The sequence below is a fragment of the Streptomyces sp. Q6 genome (genome assembly GCF_036967205.1).
In the GTDB taxonomy this organism is placed as follows: domain Bacteria; phylum Actinomycetota; class Actinomycetes; order Streptomycetales; family Streptomycetaceae; genus Streptomyces; species Streptomyces citrinus.
Window position 1 is genome coordinate 7,364,550 of record NZ_CP146022.1, and the last position, 19,876, is coordinate 7,384,425.

The window sequence follows — 19,876 nt, forward strand, 5'->3', positions numbered from 1 at the left end:
GCTCAGCGCAGGACGTCCGCCAGGTCGAACGACACCGGCTCGTCCAGCTGCGCGTAGGTGCAGCTCTCCGGCGTCCGGTCCGGGCGCCAGCGGCGGAACCGGGCCGTGTGCCGGAAGCGTGCGCCGTTCTCCATGTGCTCGTACGCCACCTCGGCCACCCGTTCGGGGCGCAGCGCCACCCAGGAGAGGTCCTTCTTGCCGGTCCAGCGGCTGGTGGCGCCCGGCATCCGGGACTTCGCCTGGGCCGCCTCGTCGGACCAGGCCGCCCAGGGGTGGCCCTCGGCGGACTCCGTCCGCAGCGGCTCCAGCTCCTCGATCAGCTCGGCGCGGCGCTTCATCGTGAAGGACGCGCAGACCCCCACGTGCTGGAGGGTGCCCGCGTCGTCGTACAGGCCGAGCAGCAGCGAGCCGACGACCGGGCCGCTCTTGTGGAGCCGGTACCCGGCGACCACGCAGTCCGCCGTCCGCTCGTGCTTGATCTTGAACATGAGGCGCTCGTCCTGCCGGTACCGCAGGTCGAGCGGCTTGGCGACGACGCCGTCCAGGCCCGCGCCCTCGTACTGCTCGAACCAGCGCCCCGCCAGCTCGGCGTCCGTCGTCGCCGGGGCCAGGTGCAGCGGCGCCGAGGCCTGCGCGAGGGCCTCCTCCAGGCGTGTCCTGCGCTCGGCGAGCGGCACGTCGACCAGTGCCTCGTCGCCCAGCGCCAGGACGTCGAAGGCCACGAAGGAGGCGGGCGTGCGCTCGGCGAGGGTCCGCACCCGGGAGTCCGCGGGGTGGATCCGCTCGGTCAGCGCGTCGAAGTCGAGCCGCCCGTCCCGCGCGATCACGATCTCCCCGTCCAGCACGCACCGCTCGGGCAGACGCTCGGCGAGCGCCTCCACCAGTTCGGGAAAGTACCTGGTCAGCGACTTGGTGGTGCGGCTGGTGAGCTCGATCTCCGGACCGTCGCGGAAGACGATCGCCCGGAAGCCGTCCCACTTCGCCTCGTAGTGCATCCCGGCGGGGATCCGGGCGGCGGACTTGGCGAGCATCGGCCGGACCGGCGGCATCACGGGAAGATCCATGCACCGATTCTCACCTTTATGCCCGCTGGTCGCCCGGTATGCGCCGTACGTTCCTTCGGCCTAGCGTGGACGCATGGGCAGCAAGGGCGCGGCGGTGGAGCTGACGGCGGGCGGACGGCCCGTGCGTCTGTCCAGCCCCGACAAGGTGTACTTCCCGGACAGTGGCACGACGGTCCACACCAAGCTGGACGTGGCGAACTACTTCCTCGCGGTCGGCGACGGAATCCTGCGCGCCCTGCGGGACAGGCCCACGACCCTGGAGCGCTACCCCGACGGCGTCACCGGCGAGTCCTTCTACCAGAAGCGGGCCCCGAAGAACCTGCCCGACTGGATCCCCACCGCCACCATCACCTTCCCGTCGGGACGCACCGCCGACGAGATGTGCCCGACCGAGGTCGCCGCCGTCCTGTGGGCCGCCCAGTTCGGCACCCTCACCTTCCACCCGTGGCCGGTGCGCCGCTCCGACCCCGACCACCCGGACGAACTGCGCATCGACCTCGACCCGCAGCCCGGCACCGAGTACGGCGACGCCGTGCACGCCGCCCACGAACTGCGCCACGTGCTCCACGAGTTCGGCGGACTGCGGGGCTGGCCCAAGACCTCCGGCGGCCGCGGCCTGCACGTGTTCGTGCCCATCGAACCGCGCTGGACCTTCGTCGAGGTGCGCCGCGCCGCCATCGCCTGCGGACGCGAACTGGAGCGCCGCATGCCGCAGGCGGTGACGACGGCCTGGTGGAAGGAGGAGCGCGGCGAACGCATCTTCGTCGACTACAACCAGACGGCCCGCGACCGCACCATCGCCTCCGCCTACTCCATCCGCGCCCGCCCCGGCGCCCCCGTCTCCGCCCCGCTGACCTGGGACGAACTCGGGGACGCGCTGCCCCGTGACTTCGACATCGTCTCCATGCCCCGGCGGTACGCCGACGTGGGCGACGTGCACGCCGACATGGACAAGGAGCGGTACGCCCTCGACGCCCTCCTGGAACTGGCCGACCGCGACGAGAAGGACCGCGGCCTGGGCGACCTGCCGTACCCGCCGGAGTATCCGAAGATGCCGGGCGAACCCAAGCGGGTACAGCCGAGCCGGGCCAGGCACGAGGCCCGGCCCGGCGATTGAGCCCTTCCCGCTAGGGCTGGAGTTCCCTGATGCGGATGTCCCGGTACGAGATGACGTCCGTCGTGCTGTGCACCTGGAGCCCGATGTAGCCGGACGCGTAGCGCCGGCCGTCGGTGCCCGGGTCGTCCGAGCGCGGCGGCTCGAAGAGCCGGCCGCCGGTGTTGTCGAACTCGTTGATCAGCACGCCGTTGCGGTAGACCGAGTAGTGCTGGTCCACCACCTTGACCTCGTAGTCGTTCCACGTGCCCTTCTGGGTGACGCCCGCACCCGCGAGCCCGACCCGGTCGAAGCCGTAGATCGAACCGGTCTTGTACATGTCGCCGTCGGGCTTGTCGAGCACCTGCACCTCGTGCCCGTACTTGATGGCGACCCACTCGGGACGCGGCTCCTCGGGGTTGTCGTGGACCCACGGGAAGCGCACGAACACACCGGCGTTGGCGTTGCCGGTACCCGGTGCGTCGTCCCGCCACTGGAGCTTGAGCGAGAAGTCGCCGTACTTGCGGGTCGGCAGCCACAGCATGCCCATGCCGGACACGGTCGGGTCGCTGGTGATCGTGCCGTCGCCGTTCAGCAGGAACTTTCCGCCGCCGACCTGCTCCCACTTGGCGAACGACTCCTGCGTACCGTCCATGATCTTCCGGTAGCCGTCGGTCTGTCCGGGCTTGCCGATCCCGGACTGCTTGGCGGCACGGTTGATCTTGTTGTACTCGCGCTGGTCGATGACGCCTTCCTTGAGGAGCCTGTCCGTGACCGTCTTCACGTGCTTGAGGAAGAGGGCCTGGGACGTCCACTCCTTCTCGTCCTCGATCAACTCGTTGATCCGGCACCGGTTGTCGGTGACCCGGTTCGGGACGCCCGTGTCGACCGAGCCGACGAAGACCGTCAACCGCTCGTCGTACTCGGGGCAGTTGGGCGCGGGCACGCCGCCGCCCGACGCCACGGCGAACACGAACGTCTGCGCCGCCGCGGTGTTGCCCGCCTTGTCGCTCGCCCGGTACGCCACCGAGTGCGCGCCCACGCGATCGACGACCACCGGCGCGGTGTAGGCGAGGTACGGCCCGCCGTCCAGCGAGTACTCGATCCGGTCGACGCCCGACGTGTCGTCCGTCGCGGCGAGGGTGAGCTTCGCGTCGCCGATGTACGCGCCGTCGGAGTTCTTGTCGCCGTCGACCGTCAGGGACACGGTCGGCGGTGTCTTGTCCTCGACGGGCGGGGCGACGACCGTGAACGTGACGGTCTTCTCGGCGGCCCGGTTCCCCGCCTTGTCCGTCGCCCGGTAGCGCACCGTGCGGCCGCCCGGGTCGTGGAACATCACCGGGGCGGTGTACGGCTGCCAGGCGCCGTCGGCACCGACCGCGTACTCGATCGTGTTGACGCCGGAGCCGGTGTCCGACGCGGTCACCGTGACCGTCGCCATCCCGACGTACGCCCCGTCCGCGTTCTGCTCGCCGCTGACCGTCGCCGAGGTCTCCGGCGCCGTCGTGTCGTCCGTCGGCGGCGCGACCACGGTGAACGCGAGCGACTTCTCGGCGGCCGTGTTGCCCGCCTTGTCGGTCGCCTTGTACGTGAGGGTGTGCGCCCCGACCTGGTCGACGACCACGGGGGTCGTGTACGGCGTGTACCCGCCGCCGTCCAGCGCGTACTCGATCCGGTCGACCCCCGAGCCGGCGTCGGTCGCGGCGAGCGTCACCGCGGCCGAACCGATGAAGGCCCCGTCGGAGTCGGTCTGCCCCTCCGCCTTCGCGGAGGTCTCCGGAGCGGTCGTGTCGTCGCCGCCGCCGTCGGTCACGACGAGGATGCCCTGCATGCCCTCGTGGCCGGGGATCGTGCAGTGGTAGCGGTACCGGCCGGGCGAGAGGGTGACCTCGACGGAGTGCTTGCCGCCCTCCGCGTCGAACGGGTTGGCCAGGATGTTCACCGGCACGTCGTTGTTGTACTCGGGGTCCGACACGTCGAACGTCAACGTGTGCGGCATTCCCGTGGTGTTGCCGGTCGCCGCGCTGTTCTCGAAGACGATCGTCGTCTGCCCGGCGACCGCCGTGGTCGGCGCCGACGCGTACGTGGTGATGTCGTCACCGGCCGTCCAGTTCAGCACCTGCGCCGCCGCCGCGCCGGGAGCCGGCGCCGCGGTCGCCGCGGGCAGCGCGCCGAGCCCGACGACCATCAGGAGCGCGCCGAGCAGAGCGGTCAGGAGTCTTCGGTGCCTCGTCATGGTGGGGGGCCTTGTCATGATTGCGCCTTCCTGGCCAGCTGATCGGCCGCGGGGGTCGCCGCGCCGCCCGTGTACGTCACCTTCCACAGCGCCGACTTGGCGTCCGAGGTGAAGAAGCCGCGCCCGTAGTCGAGGACGTACAGCGCGCCGTCCGGACCGAACTTCCAGTCCATGAGGTTCTTGATGCCGTCGTTCCCGATCGGGATGATCTTCTTCAGCGATTCGGAGTGGACCGGGATCGATCCGTCGCCGTGCGTCGCCGGGTCCGTGAGGACCGCGTTGCGCGGCTGGTCGGAGTCGTAGAAGTCACCGACGAACCACTTGCCGTCCCAGTAACTCGGCCACTTGTCGGCGTTCGGGATCGTGGCGTCGTACCGGTAGACGGGCCCGTCCATCGCGGCCTGCCCGCCGCCCTTCAGCCACGGCAGCAGATACGTGGCCTCCTCCTTCTTGTACGAGGGGACGCCGTCGGCGTCGCGCGGGTAGTCCGGGGCGCCGCCCTGGGGGGAGTACCAGATGTTGTTCCCGGTCACCGGGGGCAGGTTGACGAGGCCGTCGTTGTTCGGCGACTCGTTCTTCGGGTGGTCGCAGTCGTACCAGCCGAGCGGCTTCGTCGGGTCCGGCAGATTGCGGTCGCGGTAGGGCTGCTTGTTGCCCATGCAGTACGGCCAGCCCCGGTTGCTCGCCTTGGTGATGACGGCGAACGTGTCGTACTTCGCCGGCCCCCAGGTCGTCGACGGCTCGCCCGCGTCCGGCCCGACCCAGCCCGCGTACAGCGTGTCGGTCTTCTTGTCGACGGAGATGCGCGCGGGGTTGCGGACGCCCATCACATAGATCTCGCCGCGTGTCTTCCCGCCGCCCTCGGCGGTCTCCTTGCCGGTGAAGAGGTTCCCCTCCGGCAGGGTGTACGTCCCGTCGGCCTCCGGGTGGATGCGCAGGATCTTGCCGTTGAGGTTGTTGGTGTTGCCCGCGGTGCGGCGCGCGTCCGCGAACGAGACGCCCTTGTAGTTCGGCTCCGGGTTGTTGCCGGAGTAACCGTCGCTGAACCGCGAGGAGTTGTTGTCACCGGTCGCGATGTAGAGATTGCCCTTCGAGTCCCAGGCCATCCCGCCGCCCGCGTGGCAGCAACTGTGGATCTGCACCGGCCACTTGAGCAGCACCTTCTCGCTGCCCAGGTCCAGCTTGTTCGTGGCCCGGTCGAGCGTGAAGCGCGAGACGCGCCGCTCGGCCATGTGCGTGTCCCGGTTGATCTGCGCGTGCGGCGTGTAGTGCAGGTACACCCACCCGTTCTCCTCGAACCCCGGGTCGAGCTCGATCCCGAGGAGCCCCTCCTCGACCTTGACGAGCTCGTCGCCGCCGCCCTTGTTGCCGAAGACGGTGAGCGCGCCGGCCAGGGTGACCTTCTTGGTCTTCGGGTCGTAGACGTGGATCTCGCCCCGGCCCTTGCCGATGTCGGGGTTGTTCCAGTCGGTGATCACCGGCTGGGAGGAGTCGGCGCCGCCGCGCCCGATGTAGAGGACGCGTCCGTCCGGTGCGGTGACCAGGCCGTGCGGCTCGCCGATCTGGTCGTTCTGCCCCGGCTGGTTGGCGACGGTGAGCCGCTCCGCCTTGTAGTTGGCGTTGATCGCGGCCTTGCAGTCGGCCCGGACGATCCGCGACGTCCAGAGCAGCGCGCCGCGCAGATGGTCACGGAAGTCCACCTCGTCGTACGAGGCGACGGTCCCGCCCATCCCGGTGTAGAAGGAACGGCCGCCGTCGTAGTCACGGCACCAACTCACCGGGTGGTCCCAGCCGTTGGCGCTCTCGCCGGGCTTGTACGTCGACTCGCGCACCCGGGCCACGGTGTGCACGTCGCCGGACGGGTTCTTCACCCAGTTCAGCCAGCGGTCGGGCCGCTTCCACTGCGTCGGCAGGTTCTTGGTCGCCGGGTTCTGCCGGTCGCCGACCTCGACCGTCGCGCGCTGCACGGCGGTGGGCGACGACGCGGCGGGCCGGGCGCCCACCAGACCGGTGAACCAGTCCGAGTACGGCTCGGCGCGCGCCGCGTCATGGACGCCGACGAACCCGCCGCCCGCCTCCATGTACGTCTCGAGCCCCGCCTCCTGGTCGGGATCGAGGACGTCCCCGCCGCCCGTCAGGAAGACGACGGAGTTGAACCGTCCCAGCCGGGTGGCGTCGGTGAAGACCGAGGCGTCGTCGGTCGCCTCGATCTTGAACCGCTGCCCGGCGGGTCCGGAGAGGCCGATCTTCTCGATGGCCTCGATCCCGGCGTTCACCAGGGGCGACTCGTCGCCGCCCGCCGCGGTCCCGTAGAAGACCAGGACCTTCACGTTGGCGCCGCCGGGCGGCGACGGCAGGGACATCGTTGTCAGTCCCGGTTCGGGTGCCGGCCGGGCGCTGGCGGTCGGACCGCTCAGCAGCCCGGCGGCGACGGCCCCGGCGGCGATGCCCACCGCCCAGACCCGGCCCCGTCCGCGTCTGCTCGCTCTGAACTCTCGTACGGGCAACGGCTTTTGATGCGGTAAGTGCCGCATGTGTTCACCCACCCCTCGTCGGACACAGCAACAGCGCGGATGAAGCTAGACCTCTTTTCATGACTCGCCAATACCTATGACCGCAATGGCACGAACTTTGTCCTGAGTGTGGATAAACGAAGATCACGTGACTACCGTGCACCGTGCGCGAGATGCGTCAGGAAGTCCTTACGAGGGTGGGGAGTTGGCCGTGACGGAACACGACACACCGAACCAGTCGAACGACCAGGACAGACGGGCGCTCAGTCGCCGCATGCTGATCGGCGGCGCGGTGGCGGCGACGGCCGGGGTGACATCGTTGTCGATCGCGGCGACCGCACCACAGGCGGCGGGCGCCGACACCCCACCGCGCACGGCGCCGGCGGGCGGCGAGGTCCGGCGCGTCAAGCTGTACGCGGAGAAGCTCGCGGACGGACAGCTCGGCTACGGCTTCGAGAAGGGCAAGGCGTCGGTCCCGGGCCCGCTCATCGAACTCAACGAGGGCGACACCCTGCACATCGAGTTCGAGAACCTCACGGACGTCGACGCGAGCCTGCACGTGCACGGCATGGACTACGAGATCTCCAGCGACGGTACGCGGATGAACCGCAGCCACGTCGAACCGGGCGGCACCCGGACCTACACCTGGCGCACGCACGCGCCGGGCCGCCGCAAGGACGGCACGTGGCGGGCCGGGACGGCGGGCTACTGGCACTACCACGACCACGTCGTCGGCACGGACCACGGAACGGGCGGCATCAGGAAGGGCCTGTACGGGCCGGTGATCGTGCGCCGCAAGGGCGACGTCCTGCCCGACCCCGGCAAGACGTTCACCATCGTCTTCAACGACATGACCATCAACAACAAGGCGGCGCACGAGGCGCCCACGTTCGAGGCGACGGTCGGCGACCGGGTCGAGATCGTCATGATCACGCACGGCGAGTACTACCACACGTTCCACATGCACGGTCATCGCTGGGCGGACAACCGCACCGGGATGCTCACCGGCCCCGACGACCCCACCCAGGTCCTCGACAACAAGATCTGCGGCCCGGCGGACTCCTTCGGGTTCCAGATCATCGCGGGCGAGGGGGTGGGCGCCGGGGCGTGGATGTACCACTGTCACGTCCAGAGCCACTCGGACATGGGGATGGCGGGGCTGTTCCTCGTGAAGAAGGCGGACGGGTCGATCCCGGAGTACGACCCGCCGCACCACTGAGGGCCACGACGGGCCCTAGGTGTATTGACCCGCGTCAACAACCCTGCGGGTCAATACACCTAGATCCCGGCCGCCCGGTGCGTGATCCGGCCACCGACGACCGTCAACTGAACCGGCACGTCCGGGAGTTCGGTTGCGGGCGTCGCGGCCGGGTCCGCGCCGAACACCGTCAGGTCGGCGCGGTACCCGACGGCCAGACGTCCGGCCTCGCGCTCCTCACCGGCGGCGTAGGCCGCGTTGACCGTCATCGCGTGCAGGGCCTCGACACAACACCCTCTACACCGGACCGATCGCCGCCGCCCTCGACGGCGTGGACCTCGCGCTGCCGGTGGGCATGGTGGTGGCCTGCTGCTGCTACGCGGCCACGATGCGCAGGCCGACCGCCGCGTCGCGCCTCGGCTGAACCGGGCGGGGGCCTTCGCGTGAGGCTGCGGCCGGCCGCCCTCCCGGCCCCCGCCTTATGTACGCCCGCCCCCACCCGGGTGTAGACCATCGGTAACACCTGCACCAGCCAACGGGTCGTCGAGGGAGCCGAGTTGAGCAAGGACCGTACGTACGACTACGTCATCGTCGGGGCCGGGTCCGCCGGGTGCGTGCTGGCCGGCCGGCTCAGTGAGGATCCGGGGGTGAAGGTCGCCCTCGTCGAGTCCGGGCCGCGGGACCGTAAGACCGAGATCCGGATACCCGCCGCGTTCCCGAAGCTGTTCAAGACGCCGTACGACTGGGACTACGCCACGGCCGGTCAACCGGAGCTCGACGGGCGGGAGTTGTACTGGCCGCGTGGGCACATGCTCGGCGGGTGCTCCTCCATCAACGCCATGATGTGGGTGCGCGGACACCGCGACGACTACGACACCTGGGGCGAGGCCGCCGGCCGTGAATGGGCGTACGAGCAGTTCGTACGGTACTTCCAGCGGGCCGAGCGGTGGGGCGGGGAGCGCGCCGAGAAGTCCGTGTACGGCACGCTCGGGCCGCTGCACATCTCCCCGCCGCGCGCCGCGAACCCCACCACGGCCGCCTTCCTCGACGCCTGCCGCGCCCAGGGCCTGCGGGACCTGGGGGAGTTGAACCAGGACGACCACAGCGGCTTCGCGCTCACCCCGCTCAACCAGTACCGGGGCCGCCGGTGGAGCGCCGCCGACGGCTACCTCAAGCCCGCCGCGCGCCGCCCCAACCTCGACATCTACACCGACGCCCGCGTCACCCGCATCGACTTCGACGGCACCCGGGCCGCCGGCGTCGCGGCCGAGGGCGTCCCCGCGGGGACGCTGCGCGCCACCCGCGAGGTCATCCTCGCCGCGGGCGCCATCGGCTCGCCGCAACTGTTGCAGCAGGCGGGCATCGGGGACCCGGAGACCCTCGCCGCCGCCGGGATCGACACCCGCGTCGCCTCCCCGGACGTCGGCCGGCACCTCCAGGACCACCTGTCCTACGCCGTCACCGTGCGCTGCCCCCGCCCCGTCTCGCTGACCGGGGCCGACACCCCGGCCAACATCGCCCGGTTCCTGCTCGGCGGCCGCGGCCCGCTCACCTCGAACGTCGGCGAGGCCGTCGCCTTCCTCCGGACCCGGCCCGAACTCGCGGCGCCCGACATCGAGTTGGTGTACGCGCCGGTGCCGTTCGTGAACCACGGCCTCACCCCGCCCACCGAGCACGGCCTCACCCTCGGCGTGATCCTGCTGCAACCCGGCAGCGAGGGCCGTATCACCCCGACCGCCGACGGCGGCCGCCCGCGTATCGACCCCGGCTATCTGACCGACGACGCCGATCTGCGGACGCTCGTCGCGGGCGTGCGCCGCGCCGAGGAACTCCTCGCCGACCCGGCGCTGAAGCCGTTGCACTCGGGGCCGATGGCCGGCTACCCGGGCGTCGTCGACGACGAGGAGCTGGCGCGCTCGATCCGGGCCGGCGCGGAGACCCTCTACCACCCCGTCGGCACCTGCCGGATGGGCGCCGACGAGGGGTCCGTCACCGACCCGGCGCTGCGTGTGCGCGGCACCGAGGCGCTGCGCGTCGTCGACGCCTCCGTCATGCCGCGCATCACCCGCGGACACACGCACGCGCCGACGGTCGCCCTCGCGGAGAAGGCGGTGGAACTCATCCGCGAGGACGCCGGCAGGTGACCGGGTCGGTCACGAACCCACGCTGACCGTGAAGCGCCGCGGGTTCCCGTCGTGCGCCGCGCCCGACACGTCCGGCTGACCGTCGGGTCGCACGTCGTCGTACGGGAAGGCGTACCCGATGGGCGAGTTGGCGTGCACGATCCGCGACCAGTGGTTCGTCGTCGCGTCCGTGTAGTAGTCGGCGGTCGTCGTGCCGTTCGGCTGCTCGGGGTGGGTGAGCATGATGCTGCGGTTGAATCCGGCGGCGAGCCGGGCCAGGAGGCCCTTCTTGTCGTCGGAGTCGGCCGGGTTGTTGGTGAACGGGCCGTGGTTGCAGGTGAAGATGTCCTTCGACACCGGCTTGGTGAAGGTGTGGCCGCCGTTGAACGTGAGCGTGTCGCCGCTGACCCGGCCGGTGAACACCCCGCGCCCGCCCTGAAGGTCGATCTTCAGATCGGTGGAGCTGTACGTGCTCCAGACCCGGTCGATGTACGCGGTCCAGACGTCCCGGAACGGCATCTGGTCGGGCCGGTCGAAGTAGGGCGCCATGAGGTTCTGCGGCGAGATGACGCGCAGTACCTTCCCGTCGCCGCCCTTGATGACGAGCTTGTCCCAGGGCTGCCCGTCCTTCGCGGCCTGCGCGGCGAGATCCGCGGCGATCCTGTCGACCGCGCCGTCGGGCAGCGGTGCGACGGTGTGTGTGGCGTCGCCCTCCAGGGTCAGGCCGATGGGCAGGGCCGTGACCAGGTCGACGTAGCTGATGTTCGCGTACAACTGGTCGGAGTTGAAGGTGAACTCGGCGAACGACCAGGTCTTGCCGTAGTTCGCGTCCGCCTCCGTGGCGAAGGCCGGCTCGACCAGCGAGGGGCCCGGGTTGAGGAAGAAGTCCAGGGTGTCGTCGCGGACGAAGTAGACCCGGGCGCCGTACATCTGAGGCAGCGTCACCACCTTCGGCGCGGATCCGGCCGCGCCCAGCGGGATGGCGCAGTCGACGGGCAGCGGGGACTGCGGGGCGCTCGGCGACGTGGGCCGGTAGACGCTGCCGTCGGCGCGCAGCAGCACCCAGTTGCCGGTCGCCTGCTCGTGGCCGGTGACGTAGGCGCGGACCGTGCCGCTCAACGACGTGTTCTCCAGGGCCAGTTCACAGGTGGTGGGCGCCGCGCCCGCCGTCCAGGACGGAACGGTCAGTGAGGCGGCGGCAGTTGCGACGGTCGCTCCGGTGCCCGCGAGAAACTTTCTGCGCGATATCACGATCGGCACTCCTGAAAGTGGGGGTGTGTGGGGGAGCCCCACTGTGGCGAGAGGGACCAGGAGCGTCAAGACTTATGACGGGGAGCGCTCCCAAAGATTTCTTTCGTTCAAGAGTTGAATAATGAAGGGCCGCGGGTGGCTGGTCTGGACCTTCCCTGGTCAGGGCGGTGCGAGGGCGATTGTCAGTGCCCGGTGCAAGACTCGGCAGTCCAGGAAGAGTCCGGGAGCAATCCAGGAAATCGACCCCTCGACGAGGAGGGTACGACCATGATCACCACGGATTTCGTGAACGGCGCACCGAACTGGCTGGACCTCGGGACGCCCGACATGGACGGAGCGATCTCCTTCTACGGAGGTCTCTTCGGCTGGCGGTTCCAGTCGGCAGGTCCTGACGCCGGCGGGTACGGGATGTTCCAGCTCGACGGGAAGACGGTCGCGGGCGCCATGACCGTCACCGCCGAGCAGGGTGAGCCGGCCTGGAGCGTCTACTTCCAGAGCGCCGACGCCGACGCCACGGCGAAGGCCGTCGAGCAGGGCGGCGGCGCGGTGCTCCTCCCGCCCATGGACGTCTTCGACCTGGGCCGGATGGCGATCCTGGCCGACCCGGCGGGCGCGTCCTTCGGCATCTGGCAGCCGGGACGGAACAAGGGCCTCGACCACGTGACCGAGGACGGCGCGCTGAACTGGCTGGAGCTGTACGTCCCGGACGTCGCCGCGGCCAAGGAGTTCTACGGCTCGGTCTTCGGCTGGGGCACCTTCGACGTGGACTTCCCCGGCGGCACGTACACCTCCGTCAACCCGGCGGGCACCGACGAGAACGGGATGTTCGGGGGTGTCGTCCCGCTGGACACGGACCCCGTGGAGAAGCCGGCGGGCGCCCACTGGGTGCCGTACTTCCATGTCCCCGACGTGGACGCCGTGGCCGACAGGACGCAGGAGCTCGGCGGTACGGTGCGGTTCGCGCCGGTCAGCATCCCCGGCGTCGGGCGGATCGCCAAGCTGGCGGACCCGTACGGCGCGGGGTTCGCCGTCATCAAGGGGGACCCGAACCAGCAGTGACGCCCCGGGGGTCCGTGGCCGGATCGGAGCGACGAGCCGCGTTGATCCGGCGTTGATCGAACGTTTTGCGCCGGGCGGCAGGCTCCTCGGCATGCACGCGAACACGACCCTCACCCCTGCCGGCCCCACCTGGCAGGAACAGGCCCTGTGCGCCCAGACCGGTGGCGACTTCTTCTTTCCCGAACCGGGCAGCTCCGTACGCGAGGCGAAGCTGATCTGCCGGATGTGCGACATCCGGCAGATCTGCCTCGAGTACGCGCTGACCCACGACGAGCGCTTCGGCGTCTGGGGAGGGCTCTCCGAGAAGGAGCGCCGGCACCTCAGGCGTACGTGACCGTGAACTCCCGTGTCCCGGCCGGCACACGGACGTCGTCGCCGCACGCGGAGACGTCCAGTCGCCGCCCGTCCGCGACCGCCGACCGCACCGGTCCGAACCGGCACGGGTAGACGAACCGCACCCCGCCCGGCGCGGCCCCGATCCGTACCGTCACCGTGCGCGCCCCGGCGTCATGCGTGAGCCGGTACCCGAAGGGTTCGCCGAACAGGGTCGGGGCGTCCTCGACCCCGGCCGACTGCCCGCTCGGCACCCAGTGCGCACGGATGCCCGGCGCGATGTACAGATGCGGGTCGCGGTCCTCGTCCGCCTCGAAGAAGAGCAGGTCGCGGACCAGGAGGAGATACTCGGCGGCCGCCCAGCCGTGCGGGATGTCACCCATGTACCAGTGCCGGTCGGGGACCTCCCGGAAGTCGGAGGCGAGCGGGAAGGCGTGCTGCTCGTTCCACGCGCCGAGCGCCGCCGCCCGCCCCTGCGTCCGAGGGAACGCCGCTCCGACCACCCAGCCGAGCAGTTCGTCCGCGCGCTCCGGGTTCCCCGCCAGCAGGTAGGCGTGCGCCAGCTGCATCGTCAGATACGGCCCGTACGCGTTCCACGCCGCCTCGTGCCGGAAGCCGCCCGTCACGAAGTGCGCGTACATCGTGTCGAGGGTGTATCGCGCGGCCCGGTCCACCTCGTCGCCGAGCTTGCTGCCCATGTGCAGCCGCAGCGGATGGAAGTACGCCGCCGCGCCGATCATCGTCGAGTCGAGCCGCCCCACGTCACCGGGCCCTGTCGGGATGTACGTCTCCCAGGCCCCGCGCCGTGCCTGCTCCCCGAGCACCCACCGCACGGACGCGGCCGTGGCGGCCTTCAGGTCGTCGAAGGCGCCCCACAGTTCGGACACCTCGGGCGCGCCGATCCGCTCCGCGAGCCGCGCCGCCTCGTACAGCCCGGCCAGGCCCCACAGATCGTCCCAGTAGTGCGGCTTGTCGCGCTCGCCCAGGTGCTCGGCGCTCCACCCGCTGTGCAGCAGCCCGTACCCGTCGCGGTTGTCCCGCAGCCACCGCGCCCCGTCCAGGACGTACGGCTGGTACAGCTTCGCGCCGAAGGCGGTCGCGGGCCCGCGCGTACGGTCGTAGCGCCCGATCGCCCACAGCGCCTGCCCGTTGCTGTCCCACTCCCGGTCGTCCTTCTCGTGCGGCCCGCCGTAGAACCCGTACTCGGCGCACGGGCCGATCCGTCCGCCGCCCCGGTTGAACTTCAGCGGATAGTGCGTCCCCAGCTGATGCTCGGCGAGGGTGGAGTCGCCCACCAGCGAGCACGCCGTGGCCTCCACCGACGAGTCCCTGATCCAGAACGAGTCGTAGACCGTGGGTCCCGGATGGATCTCCCCGAGGTCCGAGAGGATCAGCAGCTGCGAGCGGGCCTCGCGGAACATGTCCGCCAAGTGGGCCACCGGGCGCGGCAGTTCGGGCTGCACCCCCTGGCAGGTCAGCTTCCGCGTCCAGAACTCCCGGTTCGCGGCCTCCAGTTCGTCGGCCGGCGTCGCCCGCAGCTCGGCCAGGTCGTCGGCGCCCGCGTACAGGTCCACCGGCAGCCGGACGTCGACCTCCATCACCTCGTCCTCGGTGATCCGGTACGGCCAGCTGAACACCGCGCTGCACAACCCGGCCACCTGGTCCTGCGCCTGCGGCGACCCGTTGAGCTTGCCGCCCATCACCAGGTCCCGGAACGGACTGTGGTGCAGGTACGTGTCCGGGTCCGCGCTGAACTCCGGGTTGCCGTACACCCCGTACTGCTGGGGCGCCGTGTCGAACACCGGACCCCAGCCGCTGTTGGTCTCCACCCGCTGCTCGGCGGGCAGATACCGCAGGAACGTCAGCCGCCGGTCCGTGATCTCGCGCCCATTGCGGTCGTGCCGCTGGAAGCCGCTCGGCCCGGCCGCGAGCAGCGCCGCGCACAGCAGCCCCTCCCGGGCCTGCCCGGTCGGCGAGCCCACGGTCAGCCGGGTGACGACGGCGTCCCGCTGCCGCGCCCCGACCGGCACGGCGAACGTCCGCTGCACGAACTCGACCCCGTCCGCCGTACGGAACGTGGTCAGCGCCACCGGCAGATGCGGCGCCTCCCTCCGCTGCTCCACCGTCCCGCCGTCGGTCAGCTGCGGCAGGTGCAACGCACCCGTCGCCGGGTCGAACAGGAAGAACGACAGGCAGTACTTGTCGTAGACCGGCTCGATCTCCCCGGCCTGCCCGATCAGCGACTCCTGCCGGTGGTCCTTCACACCGACCATGCCCCAGTACCGGTACAGCGCGTTCGAGGCGAACGCCGCCTCCTTCGAGTCGTACGACCCCGCGTCGTAGTCGTCGCTCCACCGCCGGAACGCCTGCTGCGCCCACCACGGCACGGGATACGGCACCTGCGCCCGCCCGGCCCAGCTGCGCCACATGACCTCGTAGAACATCCACTCGTGCGTCTGCGCCATGGAGTTCACCCCCTGTGCGCACCGTGGCACCGCGGCGGCGACCCCGCCAGAGCCCGCGGCCGCCCCCTTATTCGCTGGGCCCGGCAGCGCGGTCCGGGCACACTTCTCCCATGTCCGACGCGCGCACCACCCCTGCCACCCGTCTGCTCGCCGACCTCGATCACCTCTCCCACCCGCAGCGCACCCGGCGCATCGCGCGCCACGCCGGGGAGCGGGCCGGCTCGGACGAACTCGCCGCACTCATAGCCGTGTTGGACGGCGGCAGCCCCTACGAGCGAGGTGTCGCCACGCTCCTGGCCTGTGCCGGCGGCGACGCCGCGTGGGTCGCGGGGCGGCTCGGCGACCCGGACCCGTTCGTCCGCGGACACGCGCTGCGCGCCGCGAAGGGACTCGGCGTGCCGGACGCGGCGTTCGAGGACGCGCTGCGCGACGCGCCGACCGCCGTGCGCGGCAGGCTGCTGCGGGTGATCGTCACCGACCGCCGCACCGCCCTCGCCGACCGCCTCGTGGACCGCGTCCGCGCCGACTGGGGCGACGCCGAGGCCGCGCGCCTGCTGCCCGCCTGCTCCCCGCGGACCGTCGCCCGGCTCCTCCCCGAGGTCCTGCCCGCCGTACGCGGATGGACCGGGCTCGCCAGGCGCCACCCGGCGATCGTCCTCGACGTCGCGGAGCGGAGCTCGCCGACCTGCCCGAATCCGCCCGTGACGGCTGGTGGTTCCACTACGGCCGGGCCCTCGCCGCCGTCGCGCGGACCGCGCCGCCGCGCGTCCTCGACCTGCTCGACGCGTACCCGCCGTCGCGCTTCCCGCGGTCGCTCGACGGGGCGCTCGGCGTCCTCGCCGAAGCCGACCCCGCCCGGCTCCTGCGCTACCTCGCCGGACCCTGGCGGCAGGGACTGAGCGGCTGCCTCACCCCGGCCGTCCTGCGCACGCTCGCACGCAGCGGCGCCCCCGAACTCGCCGCGTACGCCCGCGGCGCCGCCGAGCGGCCCCGCGAACTGGCCGCCCTGCTCGCCGCGCAGGCCCCCGCCGACCGACCGGCCACGTACGAGACGGCCGTGGCCGGTCGCGGCGCCGCCCACCATGGCGTCGACCCGCTGGTGCTCGACGTCCTGCCGCGCCGCTACGTCACCGATGTGGCCCGCCGCGCGGCCGCCGCGGCCCGTGCGCGGGGTGCCGCCTGGAGCACCGTGCTGTTCAGCGCCTCCTACCTGCCGCCCGCCGAGATCCGCAAGACGCTGCTCGACGCCACGCGCCGCCCGGCCGCCGAGGACCGCGCCTTCGGCTGGCAGCAGTACCTCCGCAACGCGGCCCGTACCGGTGACCCCGCCCAGGTCACCGAAGCGGCCGCCGAATCGGCCCGGCGGCTGCGCAACGAACAGGACCCGGTCCGCGGGCAGGCCGTGCGCGCCCTCGCCGACGACGTACGCCCGGCGCTGTGGCGGACCGCGAGCCTGCCGCACCTGAGCCGGATCGTGCGGGACGCCGTCGACGCCCGCGACTGCTCGCACGAGACGCGCTCCGCCCTCACCCGGCTCGCCCTCGGCGTCCTGCGCGCGCACGCGGCGGGCCCGGACCGCGAACCCGTCGACTGGGGCCTCGCCACCCTCGTCGCCCTCCACGGCCACACCGGCGCCGTCGACCTCGGCCGCCTCGACCGGACCCTGCGCCGCGGCCAGGAACACCAGGTCCACGCGGCGCTGCGGCGCCACATCCACGCCGAGGCGGAGAAGAACGACTACCGGCTGCTCCTCGGCCTGGCCCGCGCCGTCGGCCGCCGCGCCGACGCCATGACGGAGCTCCAGGACATGCTCCGCACCGCCGCCGAGCACGGCGACGACTCCACGGCGCGCGAGGCGATCCGGCTCTGGCTGGAGCCCCGCGCGACCCGCGCCGAGCGCGTCGAGCAGATCCTCACCATCGAACCGTCCGCCGCCGCCCTCCCGTGTGTGGCCGAGGCGGTGGCCGTCCACCGCACCGACCTGCTCGACCTTCTGCTCACCGGGCGGCCGCCGTACGGACGGTTCCTGCGGGACAAGAGCCCCTGGGTGTTCCCGGTCGGCGGACCGGTCGTCCGGCGCTGGCTGCCGCGCCAACAGCGGGCATATCTCCAGCAGTTGAAGAGCTGCGCCGACGACGCGGGCCTCGACACCTGGCGCCGCGCCGAAGCGATCCGGTGCGCCGCGTTCGTCCCCGAGGGCGGCCTCGCGCTCGTACGCCGCTGGGTCGACGCCCCCGACGTCGCCCTCGCCGAAGCGGCCCTCGGCGCACTGGGCCGCACCGGCGACGACCTCCCACTGCTCCTCGGCCACGCGGGCGGCGACCGTGCCCGCGTCGCCGTGTACACCGCGACGCAGGCCACCCGCCACGTCCGCCCCTCCCGACTGGAGCCACTGCTCGCCGAGTTGCTGACCGGCCCCGGCAAGAAGGTCACCAGCCGCAAGGAAGCCGCACGCCTCACCGCGACCCGGCTGCCCGCGCCGATGGCCGCGCCCCTGCTGGCCCGCGCGTTCGCCGCGCCGGACGCCCACCGCGACGTGCGGGCCGCCTGTGTCGCGTTCGCCGCGTACGGCCTGCTCGGTGAGGACGCGGCCTGGGAGATCCTCGCCGCGGCGGCCGGCGACAGCGAGTCCGTCCTGCGCGGTGCGGCGCTGCGACTGGCGCCCCTCGACCTTCCGCGGGCCCACCGCGTCCGCTACGCCGCCCTGGTCGCGGCCGTCGCCGACACGGACGACGACGAACTCGCCGCCCTCGCCCTCACCGAACTGGCCTCCTGGGCCCCGTGGTCGCCCGAGGCGCCCGCGCTCCTGTCCCGGGCCCTGACCGACGTGGAACGCCTCGACACGGCCCGATGGCAGGCGGCGGCCTCCGGGCTGGTCCGGGCGGCGACGCGGTCGGACGCGGGAACCGACACGCTGTGTGCCGCGCTGACCACTCTCATGGACCACGGGGCCGCGCCCGACGCGGGCAAGGAGCGGGACCGCCCCGCGTACCGGCGTGTCGAGCACGTCGCCGGGCTGCTCGCCGCGCACACACCACGGGCGAAGCTCCAGCGCACGGTGGCCCTCGCGGTGGCCCGACTGCTCGCCGCGCGCGACCCCTTCGTCGTGCGGGCCGCGGAGATCCTCGTCGGCGCGGTCGACCTCACCGAACAGGGGCTGCGGGAACTGGCCGCGCTGCACGCCGACCGCCCCGCGCTCGCCTCGCGCGTCGCCGGCCGGCTGCGCGAGCGGCTCCGCCGCGAGGCCGAGGGGGCGACGACCGCAAGGCCCTGGCCGACGCCCTCACCGCGACAGGGACCTACCCGGAGGGCATGTTCGCGTGGTCGGTGACCGTGGCCTGCGGCGAGCGGGCGTCGTGGCCCGAGCCGTGGCGCGACCGCCTTGCCGCGCTGCGGGCGCACCCGTGCCCGGAGGTGCGGGACGCGGCCGCGCAGGTCAGCACGGCGCACTGACGGGATACGGAAAAGCCGCGGTCGCGTCCGCCCGGTGAGGGGGCGGACGCGACCGCGGCAGGACCGAGGGCCGAGCGGGTCAGGAAGCCGCCCGCGCCGCCATCCGGGCCTTGCGCGCGGCGAGCTTCGCGTCGAACTTCGAAGCCTCCTCGTCGAGGCCGTTCATGAACAGGCCCAGCTCCTCCTGCGCCTTGAGACCCTCGGGGCCGAGCCCGTCGATCTCCAGGACCTTCAGGAAGCGCAGCACCGGCTGGAGCACGTCGTCGTGGTGGATGCGCATGTTGTAGACCTCGCCGATCGCCATCTGCGCGGCGGCCCGCTCGAAGCCGGGGATGCCGTGGCCGGGCATCCGGAAGTTCACGACCACGTCGCGCACGGCGCGCATCGTCAGGTCGGGGGTGAGCTCGAACGCGGCCTTCAGGAGGTTCCGGTAGAAGACCATGTGCAGGTTCTCGTCGGTCGCGATGCGCGCCAGCATCCGGTCGCAGACCGGGTCACCGGACTGGTGGCCGGTGTTGCGGTGCGAGATGCGCGTGGCCAGCTCCTGGAACGCGACGTACGCGATCGAGTGCAGCATCGAGTGGTTGTTGTCCGACTCGTAGCCCTCGCTCATGTGCGACATCCGGAAGGCTTCCAGCTTGTCCGGGTCGACGGCGCGCGACGCGAGCAGGTAGTCGCGCATCACGATGCCGTGCCGGCCCTCCTCCGCCGTCCAGCGGTGCACCCACGTGCCCCAGGCGCCCTCGCGGCCGAACAGCGTCGCGATCTCGTGGTGGTAGCTCGGGAGGTTGTCCTCGGTCAGCAGGTTGACGATCAGGGCGGTCCTGCCGACCTCGGTGACCTTCGACTGCTCCTTCTCCCATGCCTCGCCGTCCTCGAAGAGGCCGGGGAAGTTACGGGCGTCGGACCAGGGCACGTACTCGTGCGGCATCCAGTCCTTGGCGACCTTCAGATGCCGGTTCAGCTCCTTCTCGACCACTTCCTCCAGCGCGTACAGAAGGCGGGCGTCGGTCCAACTGGTCGACGAGCCGAGGCGGGGGGAGATGACGGTCACAGGGGCTCCTGGGGGACGGAGGTACAGCGAGCGG

At 71.8% G+C, this 19,876-nt stretch carries 14 protein-coding genes; 7 read left to right on the top strand and 7 right to left on the bottom strand.

Going from position 1 to position 19,876, the window contains the following annotated elements; translation table 11 throughout:
• Window positions 1–2: 2 nt before the first annotated feature.
• Window positions 3–1,064, bottom strand: a complete 1,062-nt coding sequence (locus tag V2W30_RS33900) for an ATP-dependent DNA ligase (RefSeq protein WP_338702411.1) — start codon at window positions 1,062–1,064, stop codon at window positions 3–5.
• A 73-nt stretch (window positions 1,065–1,137) separates the two neighbouring features.
• Between V2W30_RS33900 and ligD the strand changes: the two genes are divergently transcribed.
• Window positions 1,138–2,181 (top strand): non-homologous end-joining DNA ligase, encoded by a 1,044-nt coding sequence (ligD, locus tag V2W30_RS33905; RefSeq protein WP_338702412.1) that lies wholly within the window; start codon window positions 1,138–1,140, stop codon window positions 2,179–2,181.
• Between the two features lie 10 nt (window positions 2,182–2,191).
• On the opposite strand, the gene V2W30_RS33910 is transcribed toward ligD, so the two are convergent.
• On the bottom strand, window positions 2,192–4,393 hold the full coding sequence (locus tag V2W30_RS33910) for an OmpL47-type beta-barrel domain-containing protein (RefSeq protein WP_338702413.1): 2,202 nt from the start codon (window positions 4,391–4,393) through the stop codon (window positions 2,192–2,194).
• Between the two features lie 14 nt (window positions 4,394–4,407).
• A complete protein-coding gene (locus V2W30_RS33915; protein ID WP_338703866.1) occupies window positions 4,408–6,840 on the bottom strand; it encodes a ThuA domain-containing protein in 2,433 nt (810 codons plus the stop codon).
• Window positions 6,841–7,180: 340 nt separating this feature from the next.
• On the opposite strand from V2W30_RS33915, the gene V2W30_RS33920 reads away from it, so the two are divergent.
• The gene (locus V2W30_RS33920; protein WP_338703868.1) at window positions 7,181–8,125 is read left to right on the top strand and encodes a multicopper oxidase domain-containing protein; all 945 of its coding nucleotides are present in this window, start codon (window positions 7,181–7,183) and stop codon (window positions 8,123–8,125) included.
• A gap of 59 nt (window positions 8,126–8,184) precedes the next feature.
• Here the strand turns inward: V2W30_RS33920 and V2W30_RS33925 are convergent, their stop codons facing one another.
• Window positions 8,185–8,382, bottom strand: a complete 198-nt coding sequence (locus V2W30_RS33925; protein ID WP_425244720.1) for an amidohydrolase family protein — start codon at window positions 8,380–8,382, stop codon at window positions 8,185–8,187.
• A 279-nt stretch (window positions 8,383–8,661) separates the two neighbouring features.
• Between V2W30_RS33925 and V2W30_RS33930 the strand changes: the two genes are divergently transcribed.
• Window positions 8,662–10,248 (top strand): GMC family oxidoreductase, encoded by a 1,587-nt coding sequence (locus tag V2W30_RS33930; RefSeq protein ID WP_338702414.1) that lies wholly within the window; start codon window positions 8,662–8,664, stop codon window positions 10,246–10,248.
• A 9-nt stretch (window positions 10,249–10,257) separates the two neighbouring features.
• On the opposite strand, the gene V2W30_RS33935 is transcribed toward V2W30_RS33930, so the two are convergent.
• Entirely contained in the window at window positions 10,258–11,478 is a 1,221-nt protein-coding gene (locus V2W30_RS33935; RefSeq protein WP_338702415.1) for a glycoside hydrolase family 64 protein, read from the bottom strand.
• Between the two features lie 267 nt (window positions 11,479–11,745).
• Between V2W30_RS33935 and V2W30_RS33940 the strand changes: the two genes are divergently transcribed.
• Window positions 11,746–12,537 (top strand): VOC family protein, encoded by a 792-nt coding sequence (locus tag V2W30_RS33940; RefSeq protein WP_338702416.1) that lies wholly within the window; start codon window positions 11,746–11,748, stop codon window positions 12,535–12,537.
• A 91-nt stretch (window positions 12,538–12,628) separates the two neighbouring features.
• Window positions 12,629–12,871: a WhiB family transcriptional regulator gene (locus V2W30_RS33945; RefSeq protein ID WP_338702417.1), complete on the top strand. Its 243-nt coding sequence runs from the start codon at window positions 12,629–12,631 to the stop codon at window positions 12,869–12,871.
• Here the strand turns inward: V2W30_RS33945 and V2W30_RS33950 are convergent.
• Window positions 12,858–15,335: a hypothetical protein gene (locus V2W30_RS33950; protein WP_338702418.1), complete on the bottom strand. Its 2,478-nt coding sequence runs from the start codon at window positions 15,333–15,335 to the stop codon at window positions 12,858–12,860. The two genes, V2W30_RS33945 and V2W30_RS33950, sit on opposite strands and share 14 nt — an antisense overlap.
• 619 nt (window positions 15,336–15,954) lie before the next feature.
• Between V2W30_RS33950 and V2W30_RS33955 the strand changes: the two genes are divergently transcribed.
• Both V2W30_RS33955 and V2W30_RS33960 read left to right on the top strand, forming a co-directional pair.
• A complete protein-coding gene (locus tag V2W30_RS33955) occupies window positions 15,955–18,666 on the top strand; it encodes a hypothetical protein (protein WP_338702419.1) in 2,712 nt (903 codons plus the stop codon).
• Window positions 18,648–18,788 (top strand): hypothetical protein, encoded by a 141-nt coding sequence (locus V2W30_RS33960; RefSeq protein ID WP_338702421.1) that lies wholly within the window; start codon window positions 18,648–18,650, stop codon window positions 18,786–18,788. Before V2W30_RS33955 ends, V2W30_RS33960 begins: the two co-directional genes overlap by 19 nt.
• Before the next feature lie 79 nt (window positions 18,789–18,867).
• Here the strand turns inward: V2W30_RS33960 and V2W30_RS33965 are convergent, their stop codons facing one another.
• Complete coding sequence (locus V2W30_RS33965) at window positions 18,868–19,842, bottom strand: acyl-ACP desaturase (RefSeq protein ID WP_338702422.1); 975 nt, start codon at window positions 19,840–19,842, stop codon at window positions 18,868–18,870.
• Between the last annotated feature and the right edge of the window lie 34 nt (window positions 19,843–19,876).